The organism is Rhizobium sp. CF080, assembly GCF_000282095.2.
Taxonomy (GTDB): Bacteria; Pseudomonadota; Alphaproteobacteria; order Rhizobiales; family Rhizobiaceae; genus Neorhizobium.
The window spans coordinates 656,539-669,730 of the sequence record NZ_AKKC02000004.1; the positions used below are offsets into that span (position 1 = coordinate 656,539).

Annotated in this window: 14 protein-coding genes; 10 read left to right on the plus strand and 4 right to left on the minus strand. The window is 62.5% G+C overall.

Annotated features, from left to right (window positions below; all coding sequences use genetic code 11):
* Window positions 1-61 precede the first annotated feature (61 nt).
* On the minus strand, window positions 62-784 hold the full coding sequence (locus PMI07_RS10115) for a L,D-transpeptidase (RefSeq protein ID WP_024163707.1): 723 nt from the start codon (window positions 782-784) through the stop codon (window positions 62-64).
* 121 nt (window positions 785-905) lie between these two features.
* Window positions 906-2,420 (minus strand): carboxypeptidase, encoded by a 1,515-nt coding sequence (locus PMI07_RS10120; RefSeq protein ID WP_037086162.1) that lies wholly within the window; start codon window positions 2,418-2,420, stop codon window positions 906-908.
* Between the two features lie 348 nt (window positions 2,421-2,768).
* Between PMI07_RS10120 and PMI07_RS10125 the strand changes: the two genes are divergently transcribed.
* The 6 genes from PMI07_RS10125 (at window position 2,769) to PMI07_RS10150 (ending at window position 7,564) form a co-directional block, all read left to right on the plus strand.
* The gene (locus tag PMI07_RS10125; RefSeq protein ID WP_051484116.1) at window positions 2,769-3,677 is read left to right on the plus strand and encodes a DUF1403 family protein; all 909 of its coding nucleotides are present in this window, start codon (window positions 2,769-2,771) and stop codon (window positions 3,675-3,677) included.
* A 2-nt stretch (window positions 3,678-3,679) separates the two neighbouring features.
* Window positions 3,680-4,324, plus strand: coding sequence for an SMC-Scp complex subunit ScpB (locus PMI07_RS10130; RefSeq protein ID WP_007770636.1), 645 nt, complete (start codon window positions 3,680-3,682; stop codon window positions 4,322-4,324).
* A 73-nt stretch (window positions 4,325-4,397) separates the two neighbouring features.
* Entirely contained in the window at window positions 4,398-4,769 is a 372-nt protein-coding gene (locus PMI07_RS10135) for an antitoxin Xre/MbcA/ParS toxin-binding domain-containing protein (protein ID WP_155956488.1), read from the plus strand.
* The gene (locus PMI07_RS10140) at window positions 4,762-5,265 is read left to right on the plus strand and encodes an RES domain-containing protein (RefSeq protein WP_007770639.1); all 504 of its coding nucleotides are present in this window, start codon (window positions 4,762-4,764) and stop codon (window positions 5,263-5,265) included. The genes PMI07_RS10135 and PMI07_RS10140 overlap by 8 nt, the downstream gene beginning before the upstream one ends.
* 178 nt (window positions 5,266-5,443) lie before the next feature.
* Window positions 5,444-7,150, plus strand: a complete 1,707-nt coding sequence (locus PMI07_RS10145; RefSeq protein WP_037086165.1) for an ATP-binding protein — start codon at window positions 5,444-5,446, stop codon at window positions 7,148-7,150.
* A 12-nt stretch (window positions 7,151-7,162) separates the two neighbouring features.
* The gene (locus PMI07_RS10150; protein WP_007770642.1) at window positions 7,163-7,564 is read left to right on the plus strand and encodes a response regulator; all 402 of its coding nucleotides are present in this window, start codon (window positions 7,163-7,165) and stop codon (window positions 7,562-7,564) included.
* A 294-nt stretch (window positions 7,565-7,858) separates the two neighbouring features.
* Here the strand turns inward: PMI07_RS10150 and PMI07_RS10155 are convergent, their stop codons facing one another.
* Together PMI07_RS10155 and PMI07_RS10160 are read right to left on the minus strand one after the other, a co-directional pair.
* Entirely contained in the window at window positions 7,859-8,350 is a 492-nt protein-coding gene (locus tag PMI07_RS10155; protein WP_007761612.1) for a MarR family transcriptional regulator, read from the minus strand.
* Window positions 8,351-8,436: 86 nt separating this feature from the next.
* Entirely contained in the window at window positions 8,437-9,243 is an 807-nt protein-coding gene (locus PMI07_RS10160) for an IclR family transcriptional regulator (protein WP_007761611.1), read from the minus strand.
* Between PMI07_RS10160 and PMI07_RS10165 the strand changes: the two genes are divergently transcribed.
* From PMI07_RS10165 to PMI07_RS10180, 4 genes are all read left to right on the plus strand, one after another.
* Window positions 9,242-9,703, plus strand: a complete 462-nt coding sequence (locus PMI07_RS10165; RefSeq protein WP_155956430.1) for a Rieske 2Fe-2S domain-containing protein — start codon at window positions 9,242-9,244, stop codon at window positions 9,701-9,703. The two genes, PMI07_RS10160 and PMI07_RS10165, sit on opposite strands and share 2 nt — an antisense overlap.
* The gene (locus PMI07_RS10170) at window positions 9,690-10,025 is read left to right on the plus strand and encodes a hypothetical protein (protein ID WP_007761609.1); all 336 of its coding nucleotides are present in this window, start codon (window positions 9,690-9,692) and stop codon (window positions 10,023-10,025) included. The genes PMI07_RS10165 and PMI07_RS10170 overlap by 14 nt, the downstream gene beginning before the upstream one ends.
* Before the next feature lie 42 nt (window positions 10,026-10,067).
* Window positions 10,068-11,297, plus strand: coding sequence for an amidohydrolase family protein (locus tag PMI07_RS10175; protein WP_007761608.1), 1,230 nt, complete (start codon window positions 10,068-10,070; stop codon window positions 11,295-11,297).
* A 213-nt stretch (window positions 11,298-11,510) separates the two neighbouring features.
* Window positions 11,511-13,109 carry a thiamine pyrophosphate-dependent enzyme gene (locus PMI07_RS10180; protein WP_007761606.1) on the plus strand — a complete coding sequence of 533 codons (1,599 nt, stop codon included), beginning with the start codon at window positions 11,511-11,513 and terminating at the stop codon, window positions 13,107-13,109.
* The last annotated feature ends 83 nt before the right edge of the window (window positions 13,110-13,192 follow it).

The window sequence follows — 13,192 nt, forward strand, 5'->3', positions numbered from 1 at the left end:
GCGGCGCCGGGTTGCTTACACCATGCCCCTTAGGGGAAACAACACCATCGCAGCAGCCGTGTCAGACGGCAGGAGCGGCCTTCAGCGCTTCCTGATGCACGACGATCCGGGCGTGGTAGGGCACCCGCGTATAAAGGTCCATCACATCCTGGTTGACCAGGCGCACGCAGCCCGACGAAGTCGCCTTGCCGATCGAAGCCCATTCCGGCGAACCGTGCAGGCGGTAGAGTGTATCCTGGCCGTTCTGGAAGATGTAGAGCGCCCGGGCACCGAGCGGGTTCTTGACGCCCGGATCCATGCCGCCGTTTTCGATGGAAAACTTCTTGAGGCTCGGTTGGCGCGCCACCATCTCGTTCGGCGGCTTCCAGCGCGGCCAGGGCTGCCGCCAGTGGATGACGCCTTCTCCCTGCCAGGCAAAACCGTCCTTGCCAATGCCGACGCCATAGCGCATCGCCGTGCCGCCAGGCTCCACAACATAGAGGAAACGGCCGGGTGTATCGACGACCACCGTGCCCGGCAATTCGCCGGTCGGATCGACCACGCGCTGGCGATAATATTTCGGGTCGATCTGCTTGTAGGGGATCGCCGGCAGGAGGTGGCCGCTGTCCTCGACGGCGGCGTATCTGGCCTGCAGTTCCGCTTCGCTCGGGGGCTCGATTGGGCGGCGGGCCATTTCCGGGACCGGCGCCCGCTCAGCAGTGGTGGCGCAGCCGGCAAGCGTCGCGGTCATCGAAACGGAGCCGATAACGAAGGCGCGCCGCGACATCTGGTATTCGCTGGTCATGGACCGAAAAATCTTTCTGAAAATCAACGTATGTGAGCTAGTAGCGGTTTCGAGCCCAGACCAGCAAGGCGGCTGCGCATCACATCACGGTGACCTTGCCGTCATCGATCTGCTGGCGAATTCAATCCGTCGCCTTGGCCTCGTAAAACGCCCTGACGTCCCCCGCAAAGCTCCTGCGCGAATCCGGCCTGGTGTAGAACATGTGCCCGCCGCGATAGACTTTGAGCTCGGCGCGGCCGGCGGCGAGGTCGGGCGGCAAATGGTCGATGACGTAGCGGCTGGCGCCATAAGGAGTCAGCGCGTCGCTGTAGCCGTGGGCGATCATCAGCTTGAAGGACGGGATGACCGAGAGCAGGTCGCGGATATCCGTTGACGCGCTGGCGAGCGAGCGCGAGTCGCCGCCGCGGCTGCCGTTCCATTCCCAGCGACGGTTCACGTCTTCGTTCAGCAGCGAATAGGTCATTTCGCTCGCAAACCCGAGCTCGTTGCGGGCATAGGCGGAGAAGGCGGCACCATAGGCGCGGGTGTAACCTTCCAGGATCGGGTCGTCGTTGCGGGTGGAGGCATCTTCCGGATAGGCATCCGGCACCGCATAGGAAGCATCGTAGGGGCTGACGACTTTCCCCGTGCCGCCCATCTGCTTGGCATAGACATCGCCGATGAAACCGCGGGTGCGGGCGACGACGTCCTTCGAAATGCCGGTAAGCTCCGAAACCCGGCCATAGAGAGCATCGGCCGCCTGACCGGTGGGGGAGGGGCCGGCAAGCCCGACGAGATAGTCGCTCATCGCGAAACGCTCGGCTTCGGAGAGTTTTTCCTGTGTGAACTGGTTGCGGCGCTCCAACTCGGCCGCCGCGAGCGAGGGAAGCTGCAGCGCGGCACTCAAGGGATCCTCGGAATTGGCGAGGAAACGGCCCTCGACCAGTGGCGACAGCATGATGATGCCGGAGGCGAGTATCCCTTGGCTGTTCTTCAGCGAGACGGCGACCTTGGCGGCGCGAAACCCACCATAGCTCTCGCCGAGCAGGTATTTCGGCGCATCGAGCCGGTTGTTCTTCTGGACGTAGAGCGCGATCGCCTTGGACAGACTGTCGGCATCCTGCCGCACGCCGTAATAACCGCCGGCCGCATCGTTGCTGGCGGGCCGGCTCCAGCCGGTGCCGACCGGGTCGATCAGCACGAGATCGGTGAAGGCGAGCCAGCTTTCCGGATTGTCCTTCAGCTGAGGCGTCGTACCGTTGTCACCGGTCGCACCGAATTCCAGCATTCTAGGGCCGACCAGGCCGAGATGCAGATAAGCGGAAGCAGCGCCCGGACCGCCGTTGAAGGCGAAGGTGAGCGGTCGATCCGGCGTTCTGTTCTTGGTGACATAGGCGGTGTAGAAGATCTTAGCCGAACGGTTGCCGTCCTGGCCGAACAGGTCGAGCGTGCCGGCCGTCGCGGTATAGGGCAGGTCGCCGGAAGGTGCCTTGAAGACGTGTTCGGTGGTGGAATCCGCCGGGATCAGGCTGAATATGGCGCCACCCGCACCTTGCTCCGCCTGGCGCCCGCGCTCGCGGTTCTCGTCGCCACCGCGCTGCTGCTGCGCCAGAACCGGCGCGGAAAGGGTGAGGAGTAAGGCGAGAGACGCGATCATCCGATGAAACGACAAACTGAAATCCTCCTTGGCCAGCCGCATCTTATGTAGGGCGGTGCACCGATCCGCAAAACTCAACTCCTATTGATCGGCGGGGTGGGCGGCTCATTTGTCGATTTTCACCGCGTTTCAGGGTGCGCAGGGGCGTATTGGCGACCGTTTGCGATATGCTATCCAGCGTCCAAAACCACCCTGCTTCGATGCGCGGAAGTGAATCTCAAGAAAACAGTGCAAATCCGCGACAAATGGTGCGGATTGCCGTGTGATCGGTGGCCATAACCGCACATCGCCTTTACGTTCACCTCCATGATTCCCAAGGCCGTATTACCGAAAACGCCGTTCCAGCCCATGTCGGCACCCCGCTGGGCAGCGCCAGCGACATTTGCCGCGGAAACCGCCGACGCGGCATTCATGGCGGGGGGCGCGCTTTATCCGATCGAACAGATCGTTCGGGCGGAGCCTGACTGGGTGGGCGCCTGGCGGCAGCGGCTGGCGCTGAAATGCGCCGTAGCGGCGGTGCGGCTTGCGGGACGTTCGGAAGACGAGGCCGTTCTGCGCGATACGTGGCTGTTGCGAAAGCCGGGAGACGATCCCGGTCCTGCCGGTCAGATCCTGTCGGCCTGGAAACGGCTCGCCTCCCGTTCCACCGCGCTCGATGCGGAGGTGCTGCAGACGATCGCCGGCATGCTGGGCATCAAATGGGACGAGCCGCTGGCAACGCTCGCGCAGACTTTTGACGACCTCGGCCTGAGCGGATCAGCCGCGCCGTTCGCGGCCGCGGCAATCATTCGCGAGACGCACACGATCCGCCCGGATGCCGAAGCGCTCGGCTGGTGGCTTGCCGATCTCCTTCTGGCACAGAAGCTGCGCTGGTCCGTGCCGGTGCCGCTGCTGATGAGCCAGCGCTTTTCTTCGGTGTTTCGCGCCGAGGGTGGACGCGGCCGCATCCGGCCAAGCGAAGAGGGGTTCGAGCGGGCGGTCTGCCTGGCTCTGGTGCATGCCTCGACCGAAGCCGGCCGGCTGGCGACAGAGATTGCCCGGCGCGCCGACCGGCTTGCCGCCGTTACGCCAAAGCTGCGTGCAAAGGGCGCAGAGGATGGGCTCCGCTTGCTGCTCTCCGAAGACGCCGTCTCCGGCTCCCTGCAAACGCCGAACCTTTCCCGCTTCGCTTCGCGCCGGCTGTTTGAGCGACTGCAGCAGCTGGAAGCCGTGCGCGAGCTTTCCGGCCGCTCCACCTTCCGCATCTACGGGCTCTGAGCATGGCGAAGCGGGCGCGGCACATCTCGATCGACCGGGAACTTCTCCACCTGACGCGGGCGGAACGGCACCGCCAATGGGCGGCACGGGTGGAGGCGGTGATCTTTGCCTCTTCCGAGCCGGTTAACCGAAAGGCGCTGGAGCGCGTCGTCGGGGAGGACTGCGATATCGAAGCGATCATCGAGGAGATCCGCGTGGCGCTGGAGGGCCGCCCTTATGAACTCGCCGCGGTCGCCGGTGGCTGGCAGCACCGCACCCGGCCGGAATTTGCGGATGTCATCCACGTCTCCGGCACCGCCAACGCTCCACCTGCAGATCTGACCGATCACCAGGCGCTGGTGCTGATGACGGTCGGCTATTTCCAGCCGGTGACGCGTGCCGAAATTTCGAAGATTTTCGGGCGCGAGGTGAGCCGTGATACGATCGCGACGCTGCGGCAGCTCGGCTTCCTGGCCTCCGGTCCACGCAGTCCGACACCCGGCGCCCCATATACCTATATCACCACGCCCGCCTTCCTCACCGCCTTCGGTTTCGACACGCTGCGCGACCTGCCGGACACGGAAATGCTGGAGGATGCCGGACTGCTGACCCGCAAGCTGCCGGTCGATGATTTCGTAGAGCCGGAGCTGGAAGAAGACGACGATTAGCAGCGGCGCTTGAAATGCGCGTGAATTGGGCTCATATTGGACAGCAGATGATCAAATCTGGATCAGGACTGTTCTGATGGCTCATGGCTTTGAAATTGGCGCCGCCGCCTTCGGCCAACCCCAGTCTTCGCTTCTGTCAGCCCGGCGGGTGTCCGATCTGCTCGGCCTGACGCAGGCGGAACTGGCAAAGCTGATCGGTGTCGCCCGCAACACGCTGACGGCCAAAAGTGGCGCGCGCAAGGTCGATCTGGCGCTGAGCCCGGTCGTGCGCATTCTGGCGATGGCGAGCGAGATGGCCGGCGACGAAAACCGTGCGGCGATCTGGTTCAAGCACCAGCCTATCCCCGGCTGGGCCGGCAAGACGGCCTACGACCTCGTCGGCGAAGGCAAGGCAGACAAGGTGCTCGCCTATCTGGAGGCGGTACGCTCCGGCGTTTATGCCTGAACCCGTGATCCTGTGGCGTGCCTATGTCCCGCGCTGGGCGCATGCGCCGCTTTCCGGCGAAGGTGCTGCCCGCTTTGGCGGCCGCTGGAACCCGATCGGAGCGCCGACCATCTATGCGGCGCGCGAGCTTTCCACCGCTTGGGCCGAATACAATCAGGGTTTCGTACAGCACCCGGCGTTGATCGCCCAGCTTCGTGTCGACGGCGCGCGGATCGCGGATTTGACCGCCCCCGAGGTTCTGACCGGGCTTGGTGTTGATGAGACCATCCACCGTTGCGAATGGCGGGCCGATCTCGATGCGGGCCGGATACCGTCGGCGCATCTCCTCAGGGAGAGATTGCTCCAGCAGGGTTGCGATGGCGTGATCTATCCCTCCTTCATGTCGCCGGGTGGAACCTGCGTCGCCCTGTGGCGCTGGAACGGCGAAGACCAGCCGAAGCTTACGATCACGGACCCCGATGGCCGACTGCCGAAAAGCCCGGCCTCCTGGCTATAGCCGGAAAAGCGGCGGAAGTTTATGAACCCGTGTGGGTTCCCCGAAGAAGTCGGAAAACCATCCGCGCCGGACGTCACAGCCAGAGCTATATAGAAAGTATTCAGTTCAACCTTGGCATTTGAAATTTAGTGGAATGTAATGTTTTGGAGGCACGATGCGCCGACGGAAAGTGGGGCATATGCAGCAGAACATTCGCATCACATCGCACGTCACGATCGTGCTGACATTGCTGACGGCTCTGACGGCGCTTCTTCTCGCCGGCTTCATGTGGCTTGCCTCCGCCAAGGTGGATGATATCGCCTTGACCCGGCAGACAGGGTACCTCAAACAGGGCCTCGACGAGCTGGTGAAAGCCGTGCAGCATGAACTGGAAAGCGTCACGACGTCGAATGACGCGGTTCTGCTTGCTTCCAAAGGTGCTCACCAGTGGATTGCCGACAATATCGGCACGTGGATGCACAGCTATTTCAACCACGACCGCACTTATCTCTTCAACGAACGGGACGAGCTTGTCTTCGCCATGCGGGACGGCCAGGATATTGTGGCCCTGACGTTTCTCGACGATGAAAAGCCTGTGGCAGCCTTGCGAGAGAATGTCCGCGCGGTGTTGCATAGGCGGATCGCGCCCGGTGATTCGGCTCCCCCGGCGATTGCCGAAATTTTCGCGGAGCAAATACTCGCCATTGGCGGCCGGCCCGCTGTCGTCAGCGCGAGGCCGATCGTCCCGCGCACCGACGCGGTCTCGATCGATGCCGGCAAGGAATTCATCACCGTTGCCGTGAAATTCCTGGATGCCGGCGCCGTTGAGAAAATCGCCCGTTCCACGCGGAACGAGACGCTGCATTTTACCACCGACCCGGCCGAATCGATGGCGGCCATTCCGATCATAGCCACCGCAGGCTCGACGCTCGGATATTTGGCATGGCAACCCATCCGGCCAGGCTTGATGCTCATCGAGCAGATCGCACCGGCGGGCATCGCTGGTGTCGCCGTGGCGATGGGCGTCGTCATCTTTCTGGGCCGCGGTTTGCGCAAGACGTCCATCGATCTGTCCGAGAGTCGCTTGGCTCTGATGCGCCATCGCGATCAGCTTGAAGAGAGTGTCAGGCTCCGGACAGCCGAGATCGAGCGCCAGCGGGAGGAACTGGATCGGCTTCTGGCACAGGAGCGGCATGTGAACGCCCTGCAGCGTCAGTTCGTTACCATGGCTTCCCATGAATTCCGCACGCCGCTTGCCATCATCGACGCCGCAGCGCAGCGCCTATCGCGTACGAAAACAAGCCAAAAGCCCGAATATGTGGAAGAGAAGTCGGCCCAGATCCGCTCCGCCGTGCTGCGCATGGTCGATCTGATGGAGAGCATCCTGTCCGCCGGCCGGCTCGAGACCGGCAAGACGACACTGAAGCCGGAGCGCCTTTCACTGGCGGAACTGATCGAAACCTGCTGCGCCCGGCAGACGGATATTCGCAAATCCCACAGGTTTCACCGGGACCTTTCGCATCTGCCGCAGACGATCCTCGCCGATCGCGCCACGATCGAACAGGTTTTCACCAACCTGCTTTCGAATGCTGTCAAATATGCACCCCAGGCGCCGGACATCCATATCCGGACCTGGACGAAGAACGGCATGTCCTATGTATCGATCCAGGATGCCGGCATCGGCATGGATGCCGAGGACCTGCCTAAGCTCTTCCAGCCCTACTACCGAGCCCGGAGCGCAACCGGGATTGCCGGCACCGGCATCGGCCTCAACATCGTCAAGCAGATCGTCGACCTGCATGGCGGTTCGATTTCGGTCGAGAGCGCGATCGGCCAGGGAACAACATTCACAGTGGCGCTCCCGAACAAGGGACCGCTCGCAAATCTCATCAAACGAGCAGCTTAGGGAAATACCAGGATGATCACGGTACTATGCATCGATGACGAAGCGGATATTCGCCAGCTCATCGTCGAGGAGCTGAAGGATGCGGGATTTGCAACTCTGGAGGCCGCCAACGGGCAGGAAGGGCTGGAAGCCATTCTGTCCTACTGGCCGGACATCGTCATCTGCGACATTTCCATGCCCGTCATGGACGGTCATCAGCTCCTCGCGGAAATCCAGCTCAACCATCCCGAGCTCTTCAATATCCCTTTCATCCTTCTGTCGGCCTTGACCGACAAGGACAATGTATTGACGGGTCTGCGCGCAGGCGCGGCGGACTATCTGACCAAGCCGATCGATTTCGATCTGCTGTTGGCCAAGCTCGCCGGTTGCATCGCCCGTCTCGAGAACGACCGGGCCGTCGGCCGGGCGCTTTGACCCCAAGGGCGGCGTAGCCTATCCTGGCATGCTCCCAGCTCATCGCCATCGATGTATCGTCAGCTATGAGTACTGCCGCCGAGGAAGACCATTGCGGATCTCATGGGGATCTTGGGTTCCAGACGAGGCTCGCGGCCCGAATTCGAGCCGGAGTGCGAGCCTCTAACCGCCATCATGGCGGCTGCGTTAACCTAAGAACCGCCCAATGCCGCCGTCAACTGAATGTTTTGCAAAGCGTTGGCGCAAGACCTGCACCATGACGACGAAAGATCTTTCGCCAGCCGCGCGGTTTTGTCACTCGCTCTTGGAAGGTTCGTCGCGTTCGCGAAGATTGCGCGCGACCAGGCGGCAAAGGTCGCGGAGCTGCTGGTAGCTTTCCTGGGGCAGGAAGGAGAAGACATCGCGCTCGACGGCGTCGGCGGCCGCATCGCAGGCTTTGATCATTCGCTTGCCTTCGGTCGTCAGGCTCATGCGCAGGATGCGGCGGTTTGCCGGATCTTCCTTGCGGGTGATGAGATTGCGGCGTTGCAGCCCGCCGATCAGCTCGTTCATTGTCTGCGGCGTCACGAAGAAGCGGCGCGAGAGTTCTGCCGAGGAAAGCCCGTCGCGGCTGCCGATCACGCTCAGCACCGTATATTGGATGCCGGTCATCTGAAGTGCCGTGAGCGCGCCTTCCAGCCGGCTGCGCACCGCATGGTTTGCCTGGTTCAGGAAGTAGATTGCCCGGGGCTGCTGCATCACCCAGTCGCTGGTGCTTGCTTCTTCGGGCTTCACGTCTTCAGCCATCACGATGCGGCGACCTTCTTTAAAACGGTTATATCAGCGGGGTAGCGGAGAAAATGCGGGCGCACAAGTCGCGTTGCACGAAACCCTCAACTTACTGAGGCGCCGAGGCGGAGCGAAAGCGACCTTGCGGCGTGCAACGTGGCGGCCAACGGCTGCCCGGAAGGCGTGATGTCGAAGCCATCCTGGCGGCCGAGCACAGTGATCACCGCCTTCAGGTGTGCGCGGTGATCGAAGACGGGGGCGGCAACTGCGGAAAAATCCGGCACCGTAGACGGTAGCGTCGCGGCATATCCTTCGCGACGCACGTCACCAAGGTCGGTTATGAAACGGGCGATCGAAGCATCGTCTTCGCCGCCCTGGTGCATCATGGCCCGCAGATGGTGCTCCCATTCGGCGTTCGGCAGGTTGGCCATGAAGGCGCGGCCGGTCGCCGTCGGCCAGAGGCGCACGAGAGAGCCGACCTTGATCTCGTAGACACTATCGGAGCGGCCCTCGATCTTGTCGACCACGACCGGAGCATCTCCGTTCCAGACCGCCAGCGTCACCGTTTCGCCGAGCTCGGCGGCAAGCTCGGAGATGGATGCGCGGGCGAGGCTTAGGAAATCCGTGCGAGAGAGCGATGCAAGACCGAGCTGCAACGCCGAATCGCCGAGATCGTAGAAGCCGGAAAGCCGATCCTGTGCGACGAAACCGGTGCGCACCAGGCTGACCAGATAGCCATGCGCCATGCTCGGCGTCATGGCGGCGGCCGCCGCGATATCGTTCAGACGCATGGCGCGGCCGGCGTGCTGGATCGCGGTCAGCACCCGCAGGCCCTTTTCGAGCGACTGGATGCCGGTGCCTTTGATGTCCGGGTCTTTCCCTGCTGTTCCCTGTTTTATCGACGCGTCCATGACCTCTCCGCTTGACGTGTTGGATCCTGACCATACAATATACCTGAATAATTTCAAGAATATTGAAATTAACGCGAAGGAAGGGAGGACAACCTTGGCGGAATATCTGGTTTGTTCGGAAGAAGAGATTGCCGATGGCGGCCGCAGGGTCGTCGCCTGCGGGGAGCGGGAGATCGGCATTTTTCGGGTGAAAGGCGCGCTGCATGCCTGGCACAACATGTGCCCGCATCGGCAGGGGCCGATTTGTCAGGGCCGCATCTATCCCGAGGTCATCGAACCCGTCGATGAAAAAGGCGAGGTGCGGACGCTTCTATATAACGAAGAGAACATGCACGTCGCCTGTCCGTGGCACGGCTGGGAATTCAACCTCGAGACCGGCAGCAATGCAGGCCCTGCGAAATACCGCCTGCACCGTGCCGAACTGGCGATCCGGGAGGGACAGATCTATGTTGTCCTCTGACCCCACGTTGCGCAACGACCCCTATGGCTGGATCGAGGACGCCACCGCCGAGATCGAGAAGGCGACCGCCGAGCTCTTGGAAAACGGCGAGGCGTCGCGCGTCTCGGACGAGGCGGTCGCCCGGATGATGACGGCCGCGATCCGGCTTTATGTCGCCAAAAGCGACGGCGAGGAACGCACGTTCCGGCCGCTGACCGGCACGCGCGACGAAACGGTGACCGCCACCGAGGCGCTGTCGGCCGTCTCGGAAATCCTGCGCGCCCTGCATCTCGGGCCGATGGAACTGGCGCTGTGGTATCGCCGCCGCCCCGACGAACTGTAGCCGCGCCTAAAAGATCCACCCTTTCGCCTGAGGAGAGCGAACATGGATATTTCCAACAAGGATCGCGCCCGCGAATTGCCGGTGCAGCAGATCGACGTCTTTACCGATACGCGCGACATTCTGGCCCATGCCAATCGGGCCGCCAAAAAGCGCGGCTTCGAGGACTGGCTGATCTGCGATGTGGACGCCCACCACACCGAGACGATTTCCTGGCACGAACTGGTGCAATATATCGAGGATCCGGTCATCCGCCATCAGGCGATGCTTTTCCACGACGAGAAGATGGGCACCGCTTCCTACGGCCTCAACGGCGACATGGGCCTTAAATACCAGGATGTCGGCGGCCGCATTCCGCATCAGGCGGGCATACGCGAAAAGGTCGATGACGGCGTGCATCGCGATGTGACCCTGTCGCGGCGAGCTATGAGCGCTCTTGGCGTCGATTACATGGTGCTGTTCCCGACACCCATGCTGACGCTCGGCCTTCATCCCCAGCCGGAAATGGAGGTCTATCTCGGCCGCGCCTATAACCGCTGGCTGATCGACAAGGTGCTCTCCAAGGACGACCGCCTGAAGACGCTCGCCTACCTGCCCTTCAACGTACCCAAGGAAGCGGAACGCACCATCGAGGAATTTTCCGGCCAACCGGGCGTCATAGGCTTCTGTGTACCGTCCGTCCGCCACAAGGCGGTGCATCATAACGACTATATGCGCATCTATGCGATGCTCGAGGAGCGCAACCTGCCGATCGCCTTCCATGCGGCCTATCACTGGCAGGACCAGTCGCTGGCGACCATCAACCGGTTCCTCGGCATGCATGCGCTCGGCTTCGTCTGGTGCAACATGGTGCACATGACCAACTGGATTTTGAACGGCATTCCGGAGCGTTTTCCGAAGCTGAAAAGCATCTGGGTGGAAAGCGGGCTCGCCTGGATCCCCTTCCTGATGCAGCGGCTCGACGACCAGTACCTGATGCGCCCCTCCGAGGCGCCGCAGCTCAAGAAGCTGCCGAGCGAATACATGCGCGAAAACTGCTGGTACACGACCCAGCCGATGGAGACGGTGAACATGAAGGCGCTGCAACTGACGCTGGAGATGATCAACGCCGAGAGCCAGCTCCTGTTTGCATCCGACTGGCCGCATTTCGATTTCGACCTGCCTCAGGAGATCTACGATCTGCCGTTCCTGAGTGAGCAGGCGAAGCGGAATATCCTGGGGCTGAACGCGGCAAAGTTGTTCAATCTGGACCCGACGCCGCGTAAGACTTTGTGAGACGTGGAACCAAGTGATCGCCGATGAGGATACGGGATGATGCGGCATCCCAACCCTTCCCCCTTGTGGGGAGGGTGGCCGGCAGGCGGGAGGGGTTTTGATGCGAAGCATAGTCCTCTCCCCAACCTCTCCCCCACAAGGGGAGGGGCTCCGCGCGACGCTTCAGCTCACCACTGCCATAATCAACATTTTCATTCACAGGGGCGATCTCACATGACCATTACCGGAGGCGATTCCATTGTCGCTTCGCTGCGCGCCCACGATGTAGATACCGTCTTCGGCATACCGGGCGCCCAGCTCTACGGCTTGTTCGACGCCTTTCAGCGCGACGGCATGCGGGTGATCACGCCGCGGCACGAGCAGACCTGCGCCTATATGGCATTCGGTTACGCCCGCGCCTCGGGCAATCCCGGCGTCTATTCCGTCGTGCCGGGGCCGGGCGTTCTCAATACCGGCGCCGCACTGCTCACCGCCTGGGGCTGCAACGAGCCGGTTCTGTGCCTGACCGGGCAGGTACCGACGGCGTTTCTCGGCAAGGGTCGCGGCCATCTGCACGAGATGCGCGACCAGCGCGCCGTGCTTGCCGGCCTCGCCAAGTCCGCCGAACGCTCCGACAAGGCAGGGGACGTTTCTGCCGCTATCGCCCACGCGTTTCGCGAGATGCGCTCGCTGAAGCCCGGCCCGGCGACAGTTGAAATGCCCTGGGAACAATTCGTGGCGGAGGGCGAGTTCGAGATCGCCCGGCCGCTCGAAAACCATCCGGATCCAATGGCGGATGTAGTGATCGGTGAGGCGGCGGCTGTGATCAGCAGGGCAGAACGGCCGATGATCTTCGTCGGGCCCGGCGCGTTCGAGGCCCGTGACGAGGTGCTGCGGCTTGCGGAACGGCTGCATGCGCCGGTAGTCGGCTTTCGTTCCGGGCGCGGCGTGGTCTCCAGCCGCCACGAACTCGGCCTCACCATCGCCGAGGCCCGAAAGCTCTGGCCGGTGGTCGATTGCGTCATCGGCATCGGCACCCGGCTCGAGGTGCCGAGCTGGCGCTGGAAGCCGAGAGCCGAAGTGCCGGTGGTGCGGCTGGAAATCGACGCGGAGGAGTTGACCCGCACGCCGAAGGTCCTCGGCGTACTCGGCCGGGCGAAGACCTCTCTCACAGCGCTGCTTGACGAACTCAAGCCGCGGACGCCTTCCAACGACTGGCAGGAAGCGATCCGAACGGCGCGCGCGGAAACGGCGCAAGCCATCCAGGAAATCTCACCGCATTACGATTATCTGCAGGCGATCCGCGCAGCTCTTCCGGACGACGGCATCCTTGTCGAAGAGGTCTGCCAGTCCGGTTTCGCCTCCTGGTACTGCTATCCGGTCTATGAACCGCGAACCTTCATCTCGACCGGCTTCCAGGGCACACTCGGTTTCGGTTTCCCGACCGCGCTTGGCGTCAAGGTCGCCCGGCCGGACGTGCCGGTCGTGTCGATATCGGGCGACGGCGGCTTCATGTTCGCCGCCCAGGAGCTGGCGACCGCCGCGCAATACGGCATTGATGTCATCACCGTCGTCTTCAACAATTCCGCCTTCGGCAACGTGAAGCGCGACCAGAGCCAAGCGTTCGGCGGAAGACTGATCGGCTCGGAGCTGAAGAATCCGGATTTCGACAAGCTCGCCGCCGCCTTCCATGTGGATTTTGCCAGAGTGAGTGCGCCCGAGGCGCTCCGCGCGGCAATCGAGACTGCAATTGCCCGCGGCGGGCCGTGGCTGATCGAGGTACCGCTGTCGCTCGAAAGCGAAGTCAGCCCCTGGAAGTTCATTCACGGCTGATCCGTCGATAACGAATTCCGTTCGACATCGACGAAAAATGCTATCGCCATGGCAGGGAGCCGTATAAAGTCGAACTCGAAGAA

Coding starts and splice junctions, on each gene's coding strand:
- PMI07_RS10165 (WP_155956430.1), top strand. CDS start 9,242: ATGACCTCTCCGCTTGACGTGTTGGATCCTGACCATACAATATACCTG.
- PMI07_RS10140 (WP_007770639.1), top strand. CDS start 4,762: ATGCCTGAACCCGTGATCCTGTGGCGTGCCTATGTCCCGCGCTGGGCG.
- PMI07_RS10180 (WP_007761606.1), top strand. CDS start 11,511: ATGACCATTACCGGAGGCGATTCCATTGTCGCTTCGCTGCGCGCCCAC.
- PMI07_RS10170 (WP_007761609.1), top strand. CDS start 9,690: ATGTTGTCCTCTGACCCCACGTTGCGCAACGACCCCTATGGCTGGATC.
- PMI07_RS10130 (WP_007770636.1), top strand. CDS start 3,680: ATGGCGAAGCGGGCGCGGCACATCTCGATCGACCGGGAACTTCTCCAC.
- PMI07_RS10160 (WP_007761611.1), bottom strand. CDS start 9,243: ATGGACGCGTCGATAAAACAGGGAACAGCAGGGAAAGACCCGGACATC.
- PMI07_RS10150 (WP_007770642.1), top strand. CDS start 7,163: ATGATCACGGTACTATGCATCGATGACGAAGCGGATATTCGCCAGCTC.
- PMI07_RS10155 (WP_007761612.1), bottom strand. CDS start 8,350: ATGGCTGAAGACGTGAAGCCCGAAGAAGCAAGCACCAGCGACTGGGTG.
- PMI07_RS10125 (WP_051484116.1), top strand. CDS start 2,769: ATGTCGGCACCCCGCTGGGCAGCGCCAGCGACATTTGCCGCGGAAACC.
- PMI07_RS10145 (WP_037086165.1), top strand. CDS start 5,444: ATGCAGCAGAACATTCGCATCACATCGCACGTCACGATCGTGCTGACA.
- PMI07_RS10115 (WP_024163707.1), bottom strand. CDS start 784: ATGACCAGCGAATACCAGATGTCGCGGCGCGCCTTCGTTATCGGCTCC.
- PMI07_RS10120 (WP_037086162.1), bottom strand. CDS start 2,420: ATGATCGCGTCTCTCGCCTTACTCCTCACCCTTTCCGCGCCGGTTCTG.
- PMI07_RS10175 (WP_007761608.1), top strand. CDS start 10,068: ATGGATATTTCCAACAAGGATCGCGCCCGCGAATTGCCGGTGCAGCAG.